The sequence below is a fragment of the Pseudomonas sp. TAE6080 genome (genome assembly GCF_018732265.1).
Taxonomy (GTDB): Bacteria; Pseudomonadota; Gammaproteobacteria; order Pseudomonadales; family Pseudomonadaceae; genus Aquipseudomonas; species Aquipseudomonas brenneri.
The window spans coordinates 22,722-41,985 of sequence record NZ_JAHIDY010000006.1 but is presented as its reverse complement, the minus strand read 5'-3'; the positions used below and the strand labels follow the sequence as shown (position 1 = coordinate 41,985).

Sequence of the window (19,264 nt, the reverse complement as noted above, 5' to 3'; positions counted from 1 at the left end):
TTAAAACTCTCAACGGGCAGCTACTGCCCGCAGCTTCTGCGGACGACACGCCGCACCGGTTGAAACTAAAGTTTCATTCATGAGGCCCCCTGATCATACAGGTTACGCCAGAATGAGAAGAAAAAAGCGCTCACCAAAGCATCTATTCACGCATGCCCGCCTTGTATTTTACAGCCAACAACAACAATGGCACATAAGCGATTATTACACCCAGGGTGCCATCCAGTCCCAGTAACGTAACGCAGAGAGCCAGAGGGAAAAGCCAGACAACGTTGATAACACCAATAGACACCGTTACCGGGAGGTGCTTTCCAAATTGGCGTGAGGCGAATTGGTACGCATGGCTACGATGAGCCTCATAGACCTTGTCTCCCCGGGCCAGTCGCCGGCCCAAGGTAAAGGTAGCGTCAACTACAAAGACTCCCAGCATGATCAACCAGGCGAAAAAAAACTCACTGCCGACCCAGGCAGCCTGAATAGAAAAAACGCCCAGAACAATGCCTAGAAACCCACTTCCCGCATCCCCCATGAAAATTCGGGCAGGTGGGAAGTTCCAATATAAGAATCCTACAACGGCCACGGCCAATAAAAGTGGGGACCATATCAATGCTTCATGACCACTAAAAAAATAAATCAGCGACAAACCGACGCACGCACAAATAGCTTCCAGACTGGCGATGCCATCTATTCCGTCCATGAAATTATAAAGATTCAGCATCCAGACCAAGTAAAGTGCGCCAAGTAAATGGCCGAACCATCCAAGGCTCAAAGAAAAGCCAAATACAGTGATTGAGGGCAGCCCTTGCACCCAGAAAAGTGCCCAGGCGGCCGCAATAAAATGCCCCAATAGCCTCCAACGCGCAGCTATATGACCATGATCGTCCATAAAGCCAATCACTGCGATCAGTAGACCTGACCCTAATAGCGCGACACTTTCAGCCATTGACACCCGTTGCAGGAGTGCCAGTACGAACAGTGAAAATGCAAACGTAAGTACAATTGCTACCCCGCCCCCTCTGGGCGTTGGTACCGTATGAGAGCTACGTGCATTAGGAATATCAATAATGCTACGACGCAGCGCATATTGGCGCAGCACAGCTGTGAGTAGCAGAGACACAAGCGCGACAAGGGGAAAAATGTACCAATATGTCATTGAATTTGCTCACTAAGGTAATGTTGCGCAGTTGCATCGAGCCCCTCATCAAGGGTAACGACTGGCGCCCAGCCCAATAGTTGCCGGCCTTTTGTAATATCCACTTGCAGCGAACCACACAGTCGCTGGGATAGTGCCTTGCGCCCAAGCAGAGTTGCCCCTAACACCAACAACCACTCAGGAACCGGGATGAGTCTGGCAGGTGAGCCCAAGGCCTTGCCTAATCGAATTAACAATTGAGTGGTGGATACATCCTCACCATCACTGATCAAAAACGTCTGGTTAGCAGCGGCTGGATGAGATAAGCAGGTCAGAATAAAACTGACCAAGTTATCTAATGCCACAAGACTTCGCTGATTGCCAATAGCACCAAAGGGCAACGGAACGCCCTTTTTCAACCACTTCATCATATTCGCAAAATTAGCCTTCACACCCGGCCCATAAACCAACACGGGGCGGACAATGACTACCTCAAGACCTGTTTGCGCTGCAAGTTCTCTGAGCGCATCTTCGGCCTCCATTTTTGAGATGCCATAAGGATCAACAGGCAAAGGATTATCGGTTTCGCTGTATGGCCTGCCGAAAGCCGTCTGCTCACCGTTGACCTTGACAGAGCTGACGAAGATAAAACGTTTCGCCCCTGCTGCAACAGCGCTACGGGCCAATTGCAGCGTATAACCCACATTCACTCTGCGAAACGCTTCGAGAGGATCAGACTCCGTATCATTCATGACGTGCACGCGTGATGCCAGGTGGACAACAACGTCAATACCCTGCAGAGCCGGGTGCTCCGCTGTCACAGCGGAAAAGTCTGGGAGTTGTGCGTAATCAACACCAGTCGCCAAAACATCGGGCATACGGCGGACAAGAGCACGTATGTTGTAATCTATATGGCCCTGTAGCTGTTGAATCAGCTGGCGCCCGACGAAACCACTACTGCCGGTGATCAATAACTGGGTTTTCATTTCTTTTGCCTCAACACCACCAACATCAAACACAGCCCACTGAAAACCAGTTTATCTCGTAGCCGTCTACGGCACTTCGAGGCACTGGCTGCCAGGCAGAGCAGCTCCCAGCGCCCCAGTCCGATCCAGCGCCGAACAAAAGGGTCATTCTCCATGCCGACCATACTGGCAATCAGCGCGGCCTGATTTAGCCACCAGCCGTCAAAAACCTGAGATAACCGTTTTTTAAATGCTTTAGCACCACTATTCACACCAACCTGGTTACCCCCGTGCTGGCGATAACGCATGTACGGCTGGGCATCAATCACCCATTTAAAGCTGTGTGAACGACTATAGGCGTAACAATACCAATCATGCAGGGTGACATTCTGCACCTGCGCGAAGCGGCTGTTGATATCTCGCTGAAGCTCGGCAAACAACGCTTGGGTAAAGACATATGTGCACCCAGGACCTGCCGCCTCAAATAGATGATCAAATGCCACCTGTGGCTGAGACTTCACAATGATCGACTCACGACCATCAGGCCAAAATGCAGTGACATTACCGGAGTAGCCGTCAGACTTTTTCTCATGCATGAACCTGGTGGCACTGATCAGCTTGTTTGGCAGCCAGATATCATCCTGATCCGCAAATGAGAAGTAATCAAAGTCCTCAACCGGCGCTTCGCTTATCAAACGAAAAAAATTTCGAGCCGCTCCTCCAAATTTCTCTCCGTGGGCCAGGGATTTTACTCTTGAGTCACGCTGGCACAACTGGTCGACCCAATTCTCAGTGCCATCATCAGAGCGGTCTACGCTGATCAGCAATGAAACAGAGACCTCCTCTTGGCTCAGGATCGAATTGACCTGTTCAGAAATCCAACGCATACCATTATAAGCCGCGAGTAAAACCAAAATACGTGGTTGCATAACTCTCTACCTTTAATACTTAACCCACGTACCGGAACGAGGGAACTCAATCACAGCTGAATATTAACGCAGTGGGCCCAATTTGTTTTGCCAGCCATGGAGCGCGCCTCGCAACATCATCTTCAGAGACTGGATTTTATTTTTGTCGATCAATAGGTTGGCGAAGAAACGCAGGACCAAAGCCAACAATAGGCGTTTTTTCCAGTATGCAGGCGTATGGTTCATCCGGCATACCGCAACTGTGGCACGAAAGAAAAAGTATCGGCGCACCGGGGAATATCGAAGAAAGCTAAGCCCTAGAATTTTGACAGGTGGCGCATCGGACAAAGCATGTCCCATTTCAACATTGAGACACCCGTAAAGCGTATACCCTTGATTTCTAACTCGAAAGCACCACTCAGAGTCGGTAAAATCAACAAACAAACCTTCGTTGTATCGGTTTCCCTCAATCCAGGCCTGTGTACTGATGTACATGCCTGAAGTAATCAAAACATCCACTTTTACTAAACCATGCTCATCATCAGAATGATACATGGGTTTAATAACATCATTAATAGACTGATAAAATGGAAAATTAATTTTTTTACCGTCTCGACGGTCAAAAAAAGTCGGACTGACTGCAATGCAGAACGGATCTTTCAATTTTGCGTGAGTCATTGCCACGCCTAGGTTCGCAATCAACTCAGGTTCAGCGTGACTGTCCTGGTCGAAGGTAACCACATAGTCCATGCCAGCATTAACCGCTAATTCGAAGCCCTTATTTAAGGCTGCCCCTAAGCCCTTGTTCCCCTCCATATCCACATAAACGAGAGATTGCCGCTCGATGGGGGCCCCCATCAGCACTTTTGATGAGCCTCCATTATCGAGAAAAACCAGCATATCCACCTGCGAACCAAGCGAAATCAACAGCTTGTCCAGGACGTCTAATTCCGGCATATATCCGACAACTACCGCAGCAACTTTAGCCACTTCCACCTCTAACATAAAACTCACTTACAGCTAAAATAGGAGACCGGCTCCTCAGCCAGCCCATGAAATTGCGCCCAGGTTAATCAGAGGACTCTCCCCTAAATAACTGATATTCGTAAAAACATAACCCAACGCAAAAATGGTCAATAGTTTATAGAGCCAACTGAAACGCAGATGTGCGAGAGATAAAGCTAACAAGGCAAAAAAGAGCGAAATGTCCGCAACCCTGATAGCGGCAGCTGGCATTTTCCCCATCGCCAGATAAAACAGCAACAACGATAACGAGTAGTATGCATAGCTTTTCGCTAAAGGCTGCTTGCAAAACTGTATATAAACAAATGTCAACACGATAAATAAATTCTTCAACGAGAGAGGATTAAAGTCCTCTTTGTATATGTCAGCTGCATACAGTTGATAATAGGGTGCATATTCGAGCCCTAAAAAAACCACCAAAGCCACTCCCAGAACAATAGGATACTTTATCGAACTGAAAAATCGCTGAGCGAGCCACAAAGCGATGATCAAAAAGCTAACGTTATGTAAAAGCACAGCAAATAAAAAATAAACCCCTGAACTGGCTTTTCGCTTTTCAAGAATGGCTAATGCCGCCACAGCTACTGCTGCCGCATTGCGAATTTGCGTCAACTCCCAAACTGGAAAAAAAACAAGAAAATAAACGATGAAAAAAAACAACCCCTCACTCATGCCACGATAACTATCCAACCTCTGAAAGAACTTAAATTTTGTATACAATGCAATAAAAGCATATGTATAAAGCACCCCAACAAAGCCAATCCCAAGATAATCAAAAACAAGTGAAATTAGCTGATAACCAACTTCAACACCAGGAGGGTCTCCAGCAAGAATATTATCGTAATACTCCAAGCAGGTCTGATAGTCGTTATCAAATCCTATGGGGCGCAATGCAATCAATAATGAGGCTACGGCAACAAAAAAAAACGCAACGATAGCACCAGGAGTTGTCACTCTCCAGCGCCCACCAAAATAAACTCGATGACCTTGCTCATTGTTTGATGGATTCAACCGAATAATCTCCTCATCAACTTACTGACAGATCGCAGTAGAAAACCGGAGATATAGAAGATAAGATAATATACAAAATATACCTTAGCACCGACTGAAACCCCCTTAAAAAGAGCGAGACCATCGGCGGTACGACCTAATCGAACAGCCCCTAAAAAATGCATCGCAAGCACTTTCCCCAACGCCTTAGGATAAATTTTAGCAGGCGCCAAAAAACTCAACATCTCGTTTATTATAAAAAATTGCCGCGATATATTCTTGTGAACATTAGCGTCGTGCTGCCTATACTTCACTACCACTTGATCCGAGGCATACAAAAAGTCTCGATTCAACAACGGAAACCTAGTAAACATTTTTATAAACATTGAATAATCATCTAGAGTAATTCGCTGATCCCACCCCCCCACTTCGTTTAACCCAGTACGTCTAAAGACCGTTGACTGTAGAAGAATGGGCTGTGGATAATTCAAATACAGCGCACTTTCCCGCGAAGAAGCACTCATAGAAAAAAACTGCTCATGCAGCTTATTATAAATAGTCTTTTTTACTTCTGGAGCGTCGCTAGTAAAGCTCACCCCTGCGCCGATGCAAAACATAGCAGAGGGCTTGTCTTTCAGTTGCTGGACACATGCCGCAATACCCGCAGAACAAAGAATATCATCTGATGCAACAAAGTAAATAAACTCGGTTTTCGCTACTTCAAGTCCAAGATTCAAAGACGAAACAACACCACCATTTTTCTTAACCAAGAAAGTAACATTTTCAGGACCTTTATCTTGAAGAAACTGCTCTACTTTTAGCTTCGTTGAGTCAGTCGACCCGTCATCAATAATGACTATTTCCGTTCCTGGCAGATCAACCGAGCACGCAGCCTCAAGCCCTTCTATGACATATTTCTCGTGATTATAAGCAGGAATAATAATAGTCAGCATCTAATACACCTTATTTAGCTACAGAGGACGAAGTACTGCGCATTGTTCTAAAATAAACTGCCACGCATGCGATCATAACAGCCCAATAAATTGCATAATTTACTGCATAAGCCATCACCACGCCCTCCAAGCCTATTTGACGCACAAAATACCACGCAAATAATACATATGACGTAGAAAAAACAACCTCAGTAACGATGTAGGTCTTATACATCGCCTTACCCAAAAGCAAATAAGCAAGAATCCAACTACCGATTTTCAACGCGTCACCCACCATTTGCCAAGCAAACAGTTCACGCACCGGGAAAAAATCCATTGTGAATAATAAAAATATTAACAAATCACGCGAAAAATACATCGCAATGCCTGCCAGAATGGCAAAAGGAAGTATAATTTTGTAACCTTGCTTTATTTCAGAAATCAACTCTTTTGCGGTGGAAAGTTCCGATAGTCGTGGCAAATAATAAACACCCAGCGTTGTGGTCACCAGTAGAAGATAGGCTGCGCTGAGCCTAAGCATCGCCTCCCAATACCCTGCTGCATCCCAACCAAGCGTTGAAACAATATCATTTCGAATAAGCATCGTACTAATGGGCATGCAAATAGCAGAGGTCAACGCCATAGCAGCAAACTTTAGCAAGCTCAATGCGACAGTGCGATCTATAGCACCAAAAAATAATCCAACTTTAAACCATGCAGTTTTACGACAGAGAAAAACCGTTACCAGAAAACTCAACGATTGATATATCGCAAGAGCGGCCAACGCACCGTATAGCCCAAAGTAGATTGCCATCACAGAAGTAACAGCTAATGAAAAAATACTCCCAGCAATATTTGCATATACATAAATAATGATTTCCTTACGACCATTTAACACTGCCAGTAGTAAGGTATTGAAGCTAAAAAATACCAAGGTAGCGGCAAAGCAAAGAAATACACCATAGAATTCGATATCGCCCAGAACCCAGAACGCTAACTCTTTGCTAAATAGTGCTATCAATAATGAGGCCAGTGTTGCGCCAATCAAAACAATTGTCCCTGAAGTCCTCCACAATGTATGTAGACGACGCTCGTCTCCAGCATGTTCTGCTGTGTACTTTGTTACTCCATTATTAATAGCACCACTGGCAAAGGTGGTCAGCATCTGTACGGCGTTCTGAAATTGGCCGATCGCTGCATAACCACCAGGCCCGACGTAAACGGCCAGCAACTTGTTCAAACCCAGCAAGGTCAACATCTTTATAACAACAGCAATGCCATTCAAAAGACTGGTTTTAACAAGGTTCATCAATAGCGACCAAAACTGTTGCACGCCGAGACAATAGTCTGCGCCTCCGCCATAGACAATGTAGGTCCGATTGGCAAACTCAATATTTGCTGGTGTATACGCTCTGCTACGGGATAAGACAGACACGCGAGTTCAGCATATGCCTGTTGCTGATGAGGGGGAATAGGATAGTGAATCAATGTCTGTATGCCATGATCCGACAGATGCTTCTGAAGCTCATCTCGTTTTTCACACAAAACCGTGTAAACATGCCATACATGACTAGAGTCACGTGACACACCAAAATCTGACACGACAGGCAAAGTAATAAGCGGATTTGTGATTGTGGCGGTATACAACTGCGCTACTTCACGACGATAAACGGTTTGTGCATCCAAATACTTGAGTTTAACCGATAGACAGGCAGCTTGAATCTCATCAAGCCGGCTATTTACACCGCGATAAATATTCTTGTACTTCTCATTAGACCCGTAATTACCCAGCGCTCGAATTGTTGCAGCCAATTTATCATCATTGGTTGTAACGGCACCAGCGTCGCCAAGTGCACCAAGATTTTTCCCTGGATAGAAACTAAATCCAGATGCATCCCCCCAACTGCCAGCCTTTTTCCCATCAATTTTGGCGCCATGAGCCTGCGCGGAATCTTCCAGCACCAGTAAGCTATGTCGCTTGGCAATATCCATAATCTTGGGCATATCAGCCATTCGACCATAAAGGTGAACAGGAAGAATCGCCTTGGTCTTCTTTGTTATCGCAGCTTCGACTTTAGCCGGACTGAGATTCCGTGTATCAGGATCTGGCTCTACCAGTACAGGCACCAGCCCATTCTCAGATACAGCCAGAATACTTGCGATGTAGGTATTGGAAGGAACAATGACTTCGTCGCCTTCACTCATGTAGCCGAGTTCTTTCCACGCCCTGATAACCAACATCAAAGCATCAAGACCGTTAGCAACGCCTATGCAATGACGAGTACCACAATAAGCTGCAAATTCTTTTTCAAAAATCTTAAGTTCAGCTCCGCCGATATACCAACCAGAGTCAACAACACGAGCGCAGGCAGCGACCAGTTCATCGCGACAGAGGTTGTTTATATCTTTCAACTCTAAAAATTTTATCATCTTAAAAATACCTGATCTTTTCGGTTAAACAACAGACTAAAATCAACCCAACACATTAGTGCGTAACCGTCATACGCTCCATGACAACCGACAGAAATCAATACGTCTTGGCCAATAACTTAAATTCAGAATAACTACGGATATAATCTTGTTCGTCGTAAAGCTCATCGGCCAGGACAAGCAAGACGCAATCCGAACTAAAATGATGCATCTCATGCCAAACCATCTTCCTGATGAGAATCGCCTTGGCGGGAGAATCCAACCAGACATCTTCTTGAACGATCCCATCATCCAATTTCATAAGGCATCGACCCGATATACAGACTGCAACCTGCATCAGTTCTTTATGAGCATGAAAGCCACGAGCAACCCCTTCCTGTGTTTGGGTAAGGTAATAAACTCGCTTGATTTCAAAAGGAATATTCTTGTTATTCTCTAGAGCGATCAACTGCCCCCGCTCATCCCCTTTCGCCTGGATGTTCAAAATCTCAATCAAACTCATTGCTGCGCCTCCAAAAACGCATCCAATCCAGGCGCACTATCGTCTTTCTCACTGACGAGGTAATCCCCTGCATCAGGCCAATCAATGTTCAATGCCGGGTCACTCCAATGAAGCGCGCCCTCCGATTCCTTAGCATAATAATCGGTGGTCTTGTACAGAAAATGAGTGTCGTCCTCTAGCGAGACAAAGCCATGTGCGAACCCTTCTGGGATCCAGAGCATATGGCTGTTGGTAGTATTCAGATGCACGCCCACCCATTTCAAATACGTGCTGGACTCAGGCCGAATATCCACCGCCACATCAAATGCAGCACCCCGCACCACACGCACCAGCTTGCCCTGGGCATGCGGCGCACGCTGGAAGTGCAGCCCCCTAAGCACGCCCTTTGCCGAACAGGAGTGATTATCCTGAACAAACGCTCGCGGGATGGGCAGCCCTAGCTCTTTAAGTGCTGTATGAAACCGCTCTTCGTTAAAGCTTTCCATAAACCAGCCGCGATCATCGCCAAAAACCTTTGGCTCAATGATTACAACGTCAGGAATAGCAGTCTGAATCAGTTTCATGCCTTGGAAGCCTCTTCCAGAAGTTTTTGCAAGTACTGGCCATAGCCGGTCTTCTTCAGCTTCTCTGCCTGGACACCAAGCTGCTCTGGGGTAATCCAGCCTTTGTGGAACGCAATCTCTTCCAGACAGGCGACTTTCAGTCCCTGACGGTGCTCAATGGTATGCACGAAATGACTCGCCTCTAGGAGCGACTCGTGAGTACCGGTGTCCAGCCAGGCAAAGCCGCGGCCCAGCATCTCGACGGTCAACGACTTGTCATCTAGGTAGGCACGGTTGACGTCAGTGATTTCAAGCTCGCCACGCGGGGATGGCTTGATGCTTTTGGCAATTTCCACCACGCGATTGTCGTAGAAGTACAAGCCTGTTACTGCATAGTTGGACTTCGGCTGCGCAGGTTTTTCTTCGATACTCAGTGCCCGCCCGGTGGCGTCGAACTCAACGACACCAAAACGCTCTGGGTCTGATACATGATAGCCAAAGACTGTCGCACCGGATGTCTGGGACATGGCGGAGCGCAAGTTGTCGGAAAAGTGCTGGCCGTAGAAAATATTGTCGCCAAGGATCAGGCAGCAAGGATCATCACCAATAAACTCTTCACCGATCAGGAAGGCCTGGGCCAGACCGTCTGGGCTGGGTTGCTCGGCATAGCTGAGCTGGATGCCGTACTGGCTGCCGTCTCCCAGAAGCTTTTTAAAGCAAGGCAGATCTTCAGGGGTAGAGATGATCAAAATTTCGCGCATGCCAGCCAGCATCAGCACCGAAAGCGGATAGAAAATCATCGGCTTGTCGAAAATCGGCAACATTTGCTTGGATACACCCAGTGTCAGCGGGTGCAAACGCGTCCCGGAGCCGCCAGCGAGGATGATGCCTTTGCGTTTGATGTCCGTCATATCTGTAAAACTTCCTTAAATATCTGCGTTACACCAGGCCAACACGCGGGCAGGCGGATGAAAAATAGCGCGTAGCTTCTCGGTATTGAACCGCAATTTCAATGCCTGCGGCCGGCAATCCGAAATCGCCAACATAAAAATTTAATCTTTTCACGGCAGAGCCCTCGCCTGCTGCCGTCTCCAGCAAGACGCAGGCAATACTCTGCGCCGGGAAAGGACAGTCCAGGCGGATCGACTCGCGTGATTATGATCCATCCGCTACGAGTCGCTGCCGTTTTTTTTACATGAATACCGCCAGACAGGAAGACCGCCCCTCGAATGCCAGTCACTGCGGCTAACCTCAGGTATCACGCGAGACCTGAAGCCGAGAACTGTTTATCCCAGCGCGCTATAGACAACAAGTTGCAGGCTAGTTTCCTTGCAGAATCAAATCCTGCACTGTCTGGAGAAAAAAATGCAGGGGGCATGGTCATTTATTGCGGCTTGTTCAAACCAGCATCGCTACCCACCATCGTCGGCGAGCCCGGCTGCACGGACAGTACTACTGACTGCGGTTGAGGCTGACGGGTGTTGATGAGATGACGAATCACGGCAATAAAGGCCCCGATAAAGCCACCCAAAACCAGCCCCAGCAGGATAATCAACGCCTTCTGCGGCTTGACCGGGCGCAACGGCTCCAGCGCCTGCTGATCGATCGTCACCAGCTTGAGCCGGCTCATATCAATGCTCAGGTTACTCAACCGGGCCACTTCAGCACGCACCGGCTGAACGCCCGCAAGGAACAGATCCTCATTTTCACGACGATTGAGCACTTCAATCTCACGATTGGATTGGAGTAATTGCAGCTCTTTGGCAATCTGCGCAATGCGCCCCTCGGTAAAATCATCGGACTTGCGCTGCATCAAAGCAGTGCGCTCAGCCTCAAGCGCCTCGACACCCATGAAATACAGAGGGATTTGTTGATTGTTTATTTCGGTGCGCATCACGCTTGATGAACCGCTACGGTCCGACTCACCCAGAGCGGAAGGTGTGCTGGGCTTTCTGATCCCAAGTGACCTGGCAATCCCAATGGCTTCGTTCAACTGTGCCATTCGGTCGGTGCGCCCAGTCTTCAACTGTGCCCGCAACGCCTTGAGTTCATCCTGCAACTGCGCCCGTCGCAAGCTATCCGTTTCCCGGAGGGCCGCAATCCTCGCCTCTTTATCAATCTCATAGGCAGAGCGAGCAGCATCAATCTTGCCTTTGAGCTCGCTCAATCGGTTTTTTACGATAACGTCCAGATCCGCCGCAATCTGCTCGCGCTCCGTGGCAATCGCATAATCGATGAAGCCGTTGAGAATGGCGACGCCATCAACGCCTTTCGGATAACTCATTTCAAGCTTGATATAAGCACTGAGGGAGTTGGCCTTCTTCGGATCAGGCAGACTGAGCTCAATAGAGTTGCGATTGAACTCTTCGAAACTCTGCTCCAACGTCCTGCCTGGCTGTTCAAAGGCCTTGAACAGCTTCTGGTGCGAACGGAAAAAACCCAAGCGGGTATCGTAGGACTCCAGTGACGCGCCCACTCTGACAAGAGCATCACCAGGAGGAAGCGTATAAATCTCGGAGCGATTCAAAGCATCCAGCTCGTTGATTGCAGCCGGGCGCAACACACTGCTGACTTCATACTGAGGAGTCGTGAGGAACGCATAGATCGCAGCAACCAGACCAGCGCTTGCAGTAGCGGCCATGATTAACTTTTTCTGCTTCCAGACAGCCTGAAAAAGCGCAACGAGATCAATCTCGTCGGACGAAGGAATTGGGGGCGCGCGGAAGCTACTACTCACAACAAAAACCTGCCTTCAAGGAGAAACTGCGGGCTCGTTATGCAGACTATCTTGTGGTGATTTTATATTTATAAGGGTCGGCCAAAAGCCCAGCGTCGCTGCCTGGCCTTGGACACACAAAATGACTGGTATCGAGAACAGGTTGCATTTTGCCATCTCGCCGTCACATTGCAAGACTTGACATGACTTTAAGGCAATTCTCAAACATCGAAGAAGTTGTAAGAATTAAGGCCAGAGAGCCTATTAAAGCCACTATTTCCCGAACACAGAAAAGCGCTTAACCGCCTAGGGAACCGACGCCAAAGGGAAGGCTCAACCCTACAATACAGTCGACAAACGGTCTAAGCCGTCAGTCCAACCCTACAACACTGGCTTTAGGCGCTTCTTGCGGCGCACTAGCAACCCCAGGATCGGCCCCACCAGCATCCCGACAATCAACGCCAATGTCACAAACACCGAAACCGGCAGCTCTGGCGTAGACCACCCCAAAAACGCCAGGGCGACGCCTTGCTGGTTTTCCAGTACGAATGCCAGGATCACCAAGGCGACGATCAGCACAATCAGTACCAGGGCGACGCGCTTTACACCGCGCATAAACTTCTCCTATCCCCAAAAAAACTCAGACGCTTTCTTCTTCGTCTTCGTTCACTCGATCCCGCAATTCCTTGCCCGGTTTGAAGTGGGGCACGAATTTGCCGTCGAGGCTGACGGACTGGCCGGTTTTCGGGTTACGGCCCACGCGCGGGGCGCGGTAGTGCAGCGAGAAGCTGCCAAAGCCGCGGATCTCGATTCGATCACCAGTGGCCAGGCACTGGGACATTTGCTCAAGCATGGTCTTGATGGCCAACTCCACATCCTTGGATGAGAGCAGCCCTTGATGGGTGACAATTCGTTCGATCAACTCCGACTTCGTCATATTTTTCCCTTCTTTTTCAAGCAGCTAGGAAAAGCGCTCCGAAGGTTTTAGCATGACCAGATGAATTTGAACAGCCTGTGGCTTGACTTATCTTGCGCAAATTATCGCAACCCCCACAAGACCAAGGATAAGAGCAGGCTCCCTCCAGAAAAGCGCAGGAGACCCTTCCCCAGAAAAGCACTGGAAGCGTGCCTGAATAGCAAGATCACCGCCTGCAAGCAGCCTCAGGACGAACGCACTACACCTGCCAACCTCCCGCCCCGTAAAACCCAAATCACAGGCACAAAAAAGGGCGACCGAAGTCGCCCTTTTTCTATGGTCTGACAGAACTTAGTTCTGTTTTTCCATTTGTGCACGCAACAGGTCGCCCAGAGTGGTCGGACCCGAAGCAATGTCAGAGGTAGCTGGCTTGTCGCGCAGGCTCTGGATTGCTTCTTTCTCTTCGATCTCGTCTTTCGACTTGATGGAGAGTTGGATTACGCGGCTCTTGCGGTCAACGCTGATGATCTTGGCTTCTACTTCCTGGCCTTCTTTCAGAACGTTACGAGCGTCTTCAACGCGGTCACGGCTGATTTCGGAGGCTTTCAGAGTCGCTTCGATATCGTCACCCAAAGTGATGATGGCGCCTTTAGCGTCAACTTCCTTCACGATGCCTTTAACGATTGCACCCTTGTCGTTCTCTTGAACGTACTCGGAGAACGGATCGCTTTCCAGTTGCTTGATACCCAGGGAGATGCGCTCGCGCTCTGGGTCAACCGACAGGATAACGGTGTCCAGCTCGTCGCCCTTCTTGAAACGACGAACAGCTTCTTCGCCAACTTCGTTCCAGGAGATGTCGGACAGGTGAACCAGGCCGTCGATGCCGCCGTCCAGACCAATGAAGATACCGAAATCGGTGATCGACTTGATGGTGCCGGAGATTTTATCGCCCTTGTTGAACTGGCCAGAGAAATCTTCCCATGGGTTAGATTTGCACTGCTTGATGCCCAGGGAGATACGACGACGCTCTTCGTCGATGTCCAGAACCATAACTTCCACTTCGTCGCCGACTTGTACGACTTTCGAAGGATGGATGTTCTTGTTGGTCCAGTCCATTTCGGAAACGTGTACCAGGCCTTCCACGCCTTCTTCCAGCTCTGCGAAGCAGCCGTAGTCGGTCAGGTTGGTAACACGCGCGGTTACGCGAGTGCTTTCTGGGTAACGGGCTTTGATAGCAACCCATGGATCTTCACCCAGTTGCTTCAGGCCCAGGGAAACACGGTTGCGCTCGCGATCGTATTTCAGAACCTTGACATCGATCTCGTCGCCAACGTTGACGATTTCGGAAGGATGCTTGATACGCTTCCAAGCCATGTCGGTAATGTGCAGCAGGCCATCGACGCCACCCAGATCGACGAATGCGCCGTAATCGGTGAGGTTCTTGACGATACCTTTGACTTGTTGGCCTTCCTGCAGGGATTCCAGCAGAGCTTCACGCTCGGCGGAGTTCTCTGCTTCCAGGACGCTGCGACGGGAAACGACAACGTTGTTGCGCTTCTGGTCGAGCTTGATGACCTTGAATTCGAGTTCTTTGCCTTCCAGGTGCGTGGTGTCGCGCACAGGACGAACGTCGACCAAAGAACCTGGCAGGAACGCACGGATGCCGTTAACGTCGACAGTGAAGCCGCCTTTAACCTTACCGTTGATAACGCCCTTGACCACTTCTTCAGCTGCGAAGGCTGCTTCGAGAACAATCCAGCATTCAGCGCGCTTGGCTTTTTCACGGGACAGCTTGGTTTCACCGAAACCGTCTTCAACCGAGTCCAGAGCAACGTGAACTTCGTCACCGACATTGATAGTCAGGTCGCCAGCGTCGTTGTAGAACTGCTCAAGCGGGATGAGTGCTTCAGACTTCAGACCAGCGTGAACGGTTACCCAGCGAGCTTGGTAATCGATATCAACGATAACACCGGTGATGATGGAGCCTGCCTGAAGGTTCAGGGTTTTTAGGCTTTCTTCAAAGAGTTCCGCAAAGCTTTCGCTCATTTTAATTCCTGTTGATAAGGGCGAAGAATACGCCCATCTGCCACACCCCAGACGGTGTGGGTTACGTTCATATAAGAGAAGAAGCGCAGGTCTAGGACTGGTCCCCTGCACTTCCTCTGAGTCATCCGGCGATATCGCGAAGAGCGATTTCACTCAAGATGCGTTCCAACACCTGCTCGATGGACAATTCCGTGGAATCCAGCTGTATGGCGTCAGCCGCCGGTTTGAGCGGGGCTACCGCACGCTGGGTGTCACGCTCATCGCGTGCACGAATCTCATCTAGCAGACTCGACAGACTAACACCATCCACCTTGCCCTTCAACTGCAAGTAACGGCGGCGCGCCCGCTCCTCGGCACTGGCTGTCAGGAAAATCTTCAGCGGCGCCTCGGGAAACACCACGGTGCCCATGTCGCGACCATCAGCCACCAGGCCCGGCGGCTCCTGGAAAGCCCGCTGGCGTTGCAGCAAGGCATCACGCACGGCCGGCAATGCGGCGACCTGGGAGGCCCAGGAGCCGACCTGCTCGTTACGCAGGTCATCGGTCACATCATCGCCTTCGAGGATAATGCGCAGCGAGTGACCTTCGGTCGCCCCGACGAACTGCACATCAAGGTGAGCCGCCAACAGCACCAACGACTCTTCGTTGGTCAGGTCGACGCCATGGTTGCGCGCCGCGAAAGCCAGTAGGCGATACAGCGCCCCGGAATCCAGCAGGCACCAACCCAGGCGCTTGGCCAGAAGGCCCGCAACCGTGCCTTTGCCAGAGCCGCTTGGCCCGTCGATGGTAATCACCGGTGCTTTGATATTCACAATTGAGCCTCTTGGGCAACACGAATGCCGACTTGGGCACACAGTGTAAGAAAATTCGGAAAAGATGTAGCTACGTTGGCACAGTCATGGATACGAATCGGCCCAGTGGCACGCAAGGAAGCCACACTGAATGCCATGGCAATCCGATGATCACCGTGAGCATGCACCTCGCCACCCGCCATGCTGCCACCGTCAATGATAATCCCATCATGTGTCGGCACACACTTCACGCCCAGCGCCAGGAGACCATCGGCCATGACCTGGATCCGGTCGGACTCCTTGACCCGCAACTCTTCGGCACCCCGCAACACCGTGCGCCCTTGCGCGCAGGCGGCAGCAACAAACAGTACGGGGAACTCGTCGATTGCCAGGGGCACCAGCGCCTCCGGAATCTCGATACCCTTGAGCGGTGCAGCACGCACGCGCAGATCGGCCACAGGCTCGCCCCCGACTTCGCGCGGGTTTTCCAGGGTGATATCAGCCCCCATCAGGCGCAGGATATCGATCACCCCAGTGCGGGTAGGATTGATTCCCACATGCTCCAGCAACAATTCGGAACCCTCGGCGATCGAGGCGGCCACCAGGAAGAATGCCGAGGAAGAGATATCACCCGGCACTTCGATGTGCGTAGCCACCAGAGCATGGCCCGACTCAACCGCCGCAGTCGCACCAACGACTTCCACCGGGCAGCCAAAGCCACGCAACATCCGCTCAGTATGATCACGGGTGGGCGCAGGCTCAGTCACAGCCGTGCGACCTTCGGCGTACAGCCCGGCCAGCAACAGGCTGGACTTGACCTGGGCGCTGGCCATCGGCAGCGTGTAATCCATACCCTTGAGAGCCTGCCCGCCACGAATGGTCAGCGGTGGTCGGCCTTCAGGCGCAGTCTCGATCACCGCCCCCATTTCCCGCAACGGCTTGGCCACGCGATTCATTGGTCGCTTGGACAGCGAAGCATCGCCGGTCAAGACACTGTCAAAACGCTGCGCCGCCAACAATCCCGACAACAGGCGCATGGAAGTACCTGAGTTACCGAGATAGATAGGACCCGGCGCAGGCTGCAAGCCATGCAGGCCGACACCATGGATGGTCACCTTCCCATGATGCGGGCCTTCAATCACCACGCCCATATCACGGAACGCCTGCAAGGTCGCCAGGGCATCCTCCCCTTCCAGGAAACCTTCGACTTCAGTAACACCCTGCGCCAGCGACCCCAGCATGATCGAACGATGGGAAATGGACTTGTCACCCGGCACCCTGACCGTTCCGTTCAAACGCCCACCCGGACTGGCGACAAAGACCACATCATCGGCGTTCACAGCCGCATCCACATAGGCCCGGCGTGCCAGGATCTTGCTGAAGTGCTCACGCGCGACCCGCGCACGGGTGAAGACACCTAGCAACTGGTGCCCGTCGCCAGCATCGACCGCGTCGCGCAAGGCGTCGAGGTCACTGCGAAAAGTATCTAGAGTCCGCAGCACCGCCTCGCGATTGGCGAGAAAGATGTCGTGCCACATCACCGGGTCACTGCCTGCGATCCGGGTAAAGTCGCGGAAACCACCGGCTGCGTAACGGAAAATTTCCAGATTCTCGTTACGCTTGGCCAAGGAATCAACCAGGCCAAACGCCAGCAGATGCGGCAAATGACTGGTCGCCGCCAGCACTTCGTCGTGGCGCTCGACCTGCATATGCTCGACATCCGCACCCAGTTCGCGCCACAGACGGTCCACTACAGCCAAGGCCGCAGGGTCGGTTTCGGCCAATGGCGTGAGGATCACCTTATGCCGACGGAACAACTGCGAGTTGGAGGCTTCCACCCCGCTCTGCTCGGAGCCGGCAATCGGATGCCCCGGCACGAAACGCGCCGGCATACCGCCAAACGCCAACCGTGCCGCGCGCACCACATTGCCCTTGGCGCTGCCGACATCTGTCAGGATCGCCTGGCCCAGATCCATGCCTGCCAACAACGCCAACAGTTTTTCCATAGCCAGGATTGGCACCGCCAACTGAATGACATCAGCCCCCTGACAAGCAACCGCCAGGTCCGCCTCGCAGCGATCCACCACGCCCAGCTCAACCGCCAGTTTGCGCGATTGCGGGTCCAGGTCCACGCCGACCACTTCGCCACACAGGCCGCTTTCACGCAGGCCCTTGGCAAAGGAGCCACCAATCAATCCCAGACCGACCACCACCAGGCGACCGATCACAGGCACAGCAAGTTGCTTTGCAATCACATCAACCACGGGCCAGAACCTTGGCCAGCGCCTCAAGGAAGCGGCTGTTTTCAGCCGGCAAACCAATGGTGATACGCAAGTGGTTCGGCATGCCGTAATTGGCCACCGGACGCACGATCACACCTTCGCGCAGCAGGCCCTGGAACACCGGGGCTGCCACCTGGCCAAGGTCGACGCAAACGAAATTGCCCTTGGAGGGAATCCAACCCAGGCCCAGCTCACGAAAGCCCTGCTGCAGTTGCTGCATACCGCTCTCGTTGATCCGCCGCCCTTCTTCCAGGTACTCGGTATCCTTGAGCGCCGCACAAGCCGCCGCCAGCGCCAGGCTGTTGACGTTGAACGGCTGGCGCACCCGGTTCAGCACATCAGCGACGACAGCTGTGGATAACCCGTAACCGACCCGCAACGACGCCAGGCCATAAGCCTTGGAGAAGGTGCGCGAGACCAGCAGGTTCGGGTAGGCCGCCAGGAAGTCCAGGCCGTCGGGCAGATCACTGCCTTCGGCATACTCGATATAGGCCTCGTCCAGCACCACCAGCACATGCTCCGGCACGTCTTGCAGGAACTCGTCCAGCGCCTCGACACCAAACCAGGTGCCGGTCGGGTTGTTCGGATTGGCGATAAACACCACCCGGGTCTGGGCGTCGATGGCGGCCAACATGGCTGGCAGGTCATGCCCCCAGTCCTTGGCGGCAATCACCCGCGCCTCGGCACCGACGGCCTGGGTGACAATCGGATAGACCGCAAACGCATGCTCACTGAACACTGCATTCAAGCCCGGCGCCAGATAGGCACGCGCCACCAGTTCCAGAATATCGTTGGAACCATTGCCCAGGGTGACCTGAGCCAGCTCAACCCGGCAGCTCTCGGCCAACAGGGACTTGAGGGCAAAACCATTGCCATCAGGGTAACGCGTCAGTTCGGCCAGCTCTTCGCGAAGCGCCGCCAGCACCTTGGGGCTTGGACCCAGGGGGTTTTCATTGCTCGCCAGCTTGACGATCTTTGCCGGATCCAGGTTCAGCTCGCGCGCCAACTCGTCCACAGGCTTGCCTGGAACGTAAGGCGACAGTTGCTGCACGCCCGGCTGTGCCAGGGCGAGGAAGTTGCCACTCATGTC

Annotated in this window: 18 protein-coding genes; all 18 read right to left on the bottom strand. The window is 51.5% G+C overall.

Annotated features, from left to right (window positions below):
- Nucleotides 1-142: 142 nt before the first annotated feature.
- Complete coding sequence (locus KL786_RS06595; RefSeq protein ID WP_215517087.1) at nt 143-1,153, bottom strand: MraY family glycosyltransferase; 1,011 nt, start codon at nt 1,151-1,153, stop codon at nt 143-145.
- Nucleotides 1,150-2,118: a UDP-glucose 4-epimerase family protein gene (locus KL786_RS06590; RefSeq protein WP_215517086.1), complete on the bottom strand. Its 969-nt coding sequence runs from the start codon at nt 2,116-2,118 to the stop codon at nt 1,150-1,152. Before KL786_RS06590 ends, KL786_RS06595 begins: the two co-directional genes overlap by 4 nt.
- A complete protein-coding gene (locus KL786_RS06585; RefSeq protein ID WP_215517085.1) occupies nt 2,115-3,026 on the bottom strand; it encodes a glycosyltransferase in 912 nt (303 codons plus the stop codon). Before KL786_RS06585 ends, KL786_RS06590 begins: the two co-directional genes overlap by 4 nt.
- Before the next feature lie 63 nt (nt 3,027-3,089).
- On the bottom strand, nt 3,090-4,010 hold the full coding sequence (locus KL786_RS06580) for a glycosyltransferase family 2 protein (RefSeq protein WP_215517084.1): 921 nt from the start codon (nt 4,008-4,010) through the stop codon (nt 3,090-3,092).
- Nucleotides 4,011-4,046: 36 nt separating this feature from the next.
- Complete coding sequence (locus tag KL786_RS06575; RefSeq protein WP_215517083.1) at nt 4,047-5,039, bottom strand: EpsG family protein; 993 nt, start codon at nt 5,037-5,039, stop codon at nt 4,047-4,049.
- Nucleotides 5,036-5,971: a glycosyltransferase family 2 protein gene (locus tag KL786_RS06570; protein ID WP_215517082.1), complete on the bottom strand. Its 936-nt coding sequence runs from the start codon at nt 5,969-5,971 to the stop codon at nt 5,036-5,038. The genes KL786_RS06575 and KL786_RS06570 overlap by 4 nt, the downstream gene beginning before the upstream one ends.
- 10 nt (nt 5,972-5,981) lie before the next feature.
- Entirely contained in the window at nt 5,982-7,259 is a 1,278-nt protein-coding gene (locus tag KL786_RS06565) for an O-antigen translocase (protein WP_215517081.1), read from the bottom strand.
- Entirely contained in the window at nt 7,259-8,380 is a 1,122-nt protein-coding gene (locus KL786_RS06560; RefSeq protein WP_215517080.1) for a DegT/DnrJ/EryC1/StrS family aminotransferase, read from the bottom strand. The genes KL786_RS06565 and KL786_RS06560 overlap by 1 nt, the downstream gene beginning before the upstream one ends.
- Nucleotides 8,381-8,477: 97 nt before the next feature.
- Nucleotides 8,478-8,882 carry a sugar 3,4-ketoisomerase gene (locus KL786_RS06555; RefSeq protein WP_215517079.1) on the bottom strand — a complete coding sequence of 135 codons (405 nt, stop codon included), beginning with the start codon at nt 8,880-8,882 and terminating at the stop codon, nt 8,478-8,480.
- Nucleotides 8,879-9,445, bottom strand: a complete 567-nt coding sequence (gene rfbC, locus KL786_RS06550; RefSeq protein ID WP_215517078.1) for a dTDP-4-dehydrorhamnose 3,5-epimerase — start codon at nt 9,443-9,445, stop codon at nt 8,879-8,881. The genes KL786_RS06555 and rfbC overlap by 4 nt, the downstream gene beginning before the upstream one ends.
- A complete protein-coding gene (gene rfbA / locus KL786_RS06545) occupies nt 9,442-10,335 on the bottom strand; it encodes a glucose-1-phosphate thymidylyltransferase RfbA (protein ID WP_154841668.1) in 894 nt (297 codons plus the stop codon). Before rfbA ends, rfbC begins: the two co-directional genes overlap by 4 nt.
- Nucleotides 10,336-10,808: 473 nt before the next feature.
- Nucleotides 10,809-12,161, bottom strand: coding sequence for a Wzz/FepE/Etk N-terminal domain-containing protein (locus tag KL786_RS06540; protein ID WP_215517077.1), 1,353 nt, complete (start codon nt 12,159-12,161; stop codon nt 10,809-10,811).
- A gap of 360 nt (nt 12,162-12,521) precedes the next feature.
- Entirely contained in the window at nt 12,522-12,755 is a 234-nt protein-coding gene (locus tag KL786_RS06535; RefSeq protein WP_215517076.1) for a lipopolysaccharide assembly protein LapA domain-containing protein, read from the bottom strand.
- Between the two features lie 25 nt (nt 12,756-12,780).
- The gene (gene ihfB / locus KL786_RS06530; RefSeq protein WP_008437689.1) at nt 12,781-13,077 is read right to left on the bottom strand and encodes an integration host factor subunit beta; all 297 of its coding nucleotides are present in this window, start codon (nt 13,075-13,077) and stop codon (nt 12,781-12,783) included.
- A 330-nt stretch (nt 13,078-13,407) separates the two neighbouring features.
- Nucleotides 13,408-15,102, bottom strand: coding sequence for a 30S ribosomal protein S1 (gene rpsA / locus KL786_RS06525; protein WP_029298694.1), 1,695 nt, complete (start codon nt 15,100-15,102; stop codon nt 13,408-13,410).
- A gap of 121 nt (nt 15,103-15,223) precedes the next feature.
- Nucleotides 15,224-15,913: a (d)CMP kinase gene (gene cmk, locus KL786_RS06520; protein ID WP_032863151.1), complete on the bottom strand. Its 690-nt coding sequence runs from the start codon at nt 15,911-15,913 to the stop codon at nt 15,224-15,226.
- Entirely contained in the window at nt 15,910-18,120 is a 2,211-nt protein-coding gene (locus KL786_RS06515; RefSeq protein WP_353844647.1) for a bifunctional prephenate dehydrogenase/3-phosphoshikimate 1-carboxyvinyltransferase, read from the bottom strand. Before KL786_RS06515 ends, cmk begins: the two co-directional genes overlap by 4 nt.
- 28 nt (nt 18,121-18,148) lie before the next feature.
- On the bottom strand, nt 18,149-19,261 hold the full coding sequence (gene hisC, locus KL786_RS06510; protein ID WP_215517074.1) for a histidinol-phosphate transaminase: 1,113 nt from the start codon (nt 19,259-19,261) through the stop codon (nt 18,149-18,151).
- Between the last annotated feature and the right edge of the window lie 3 nt (nt 19,262-19,264).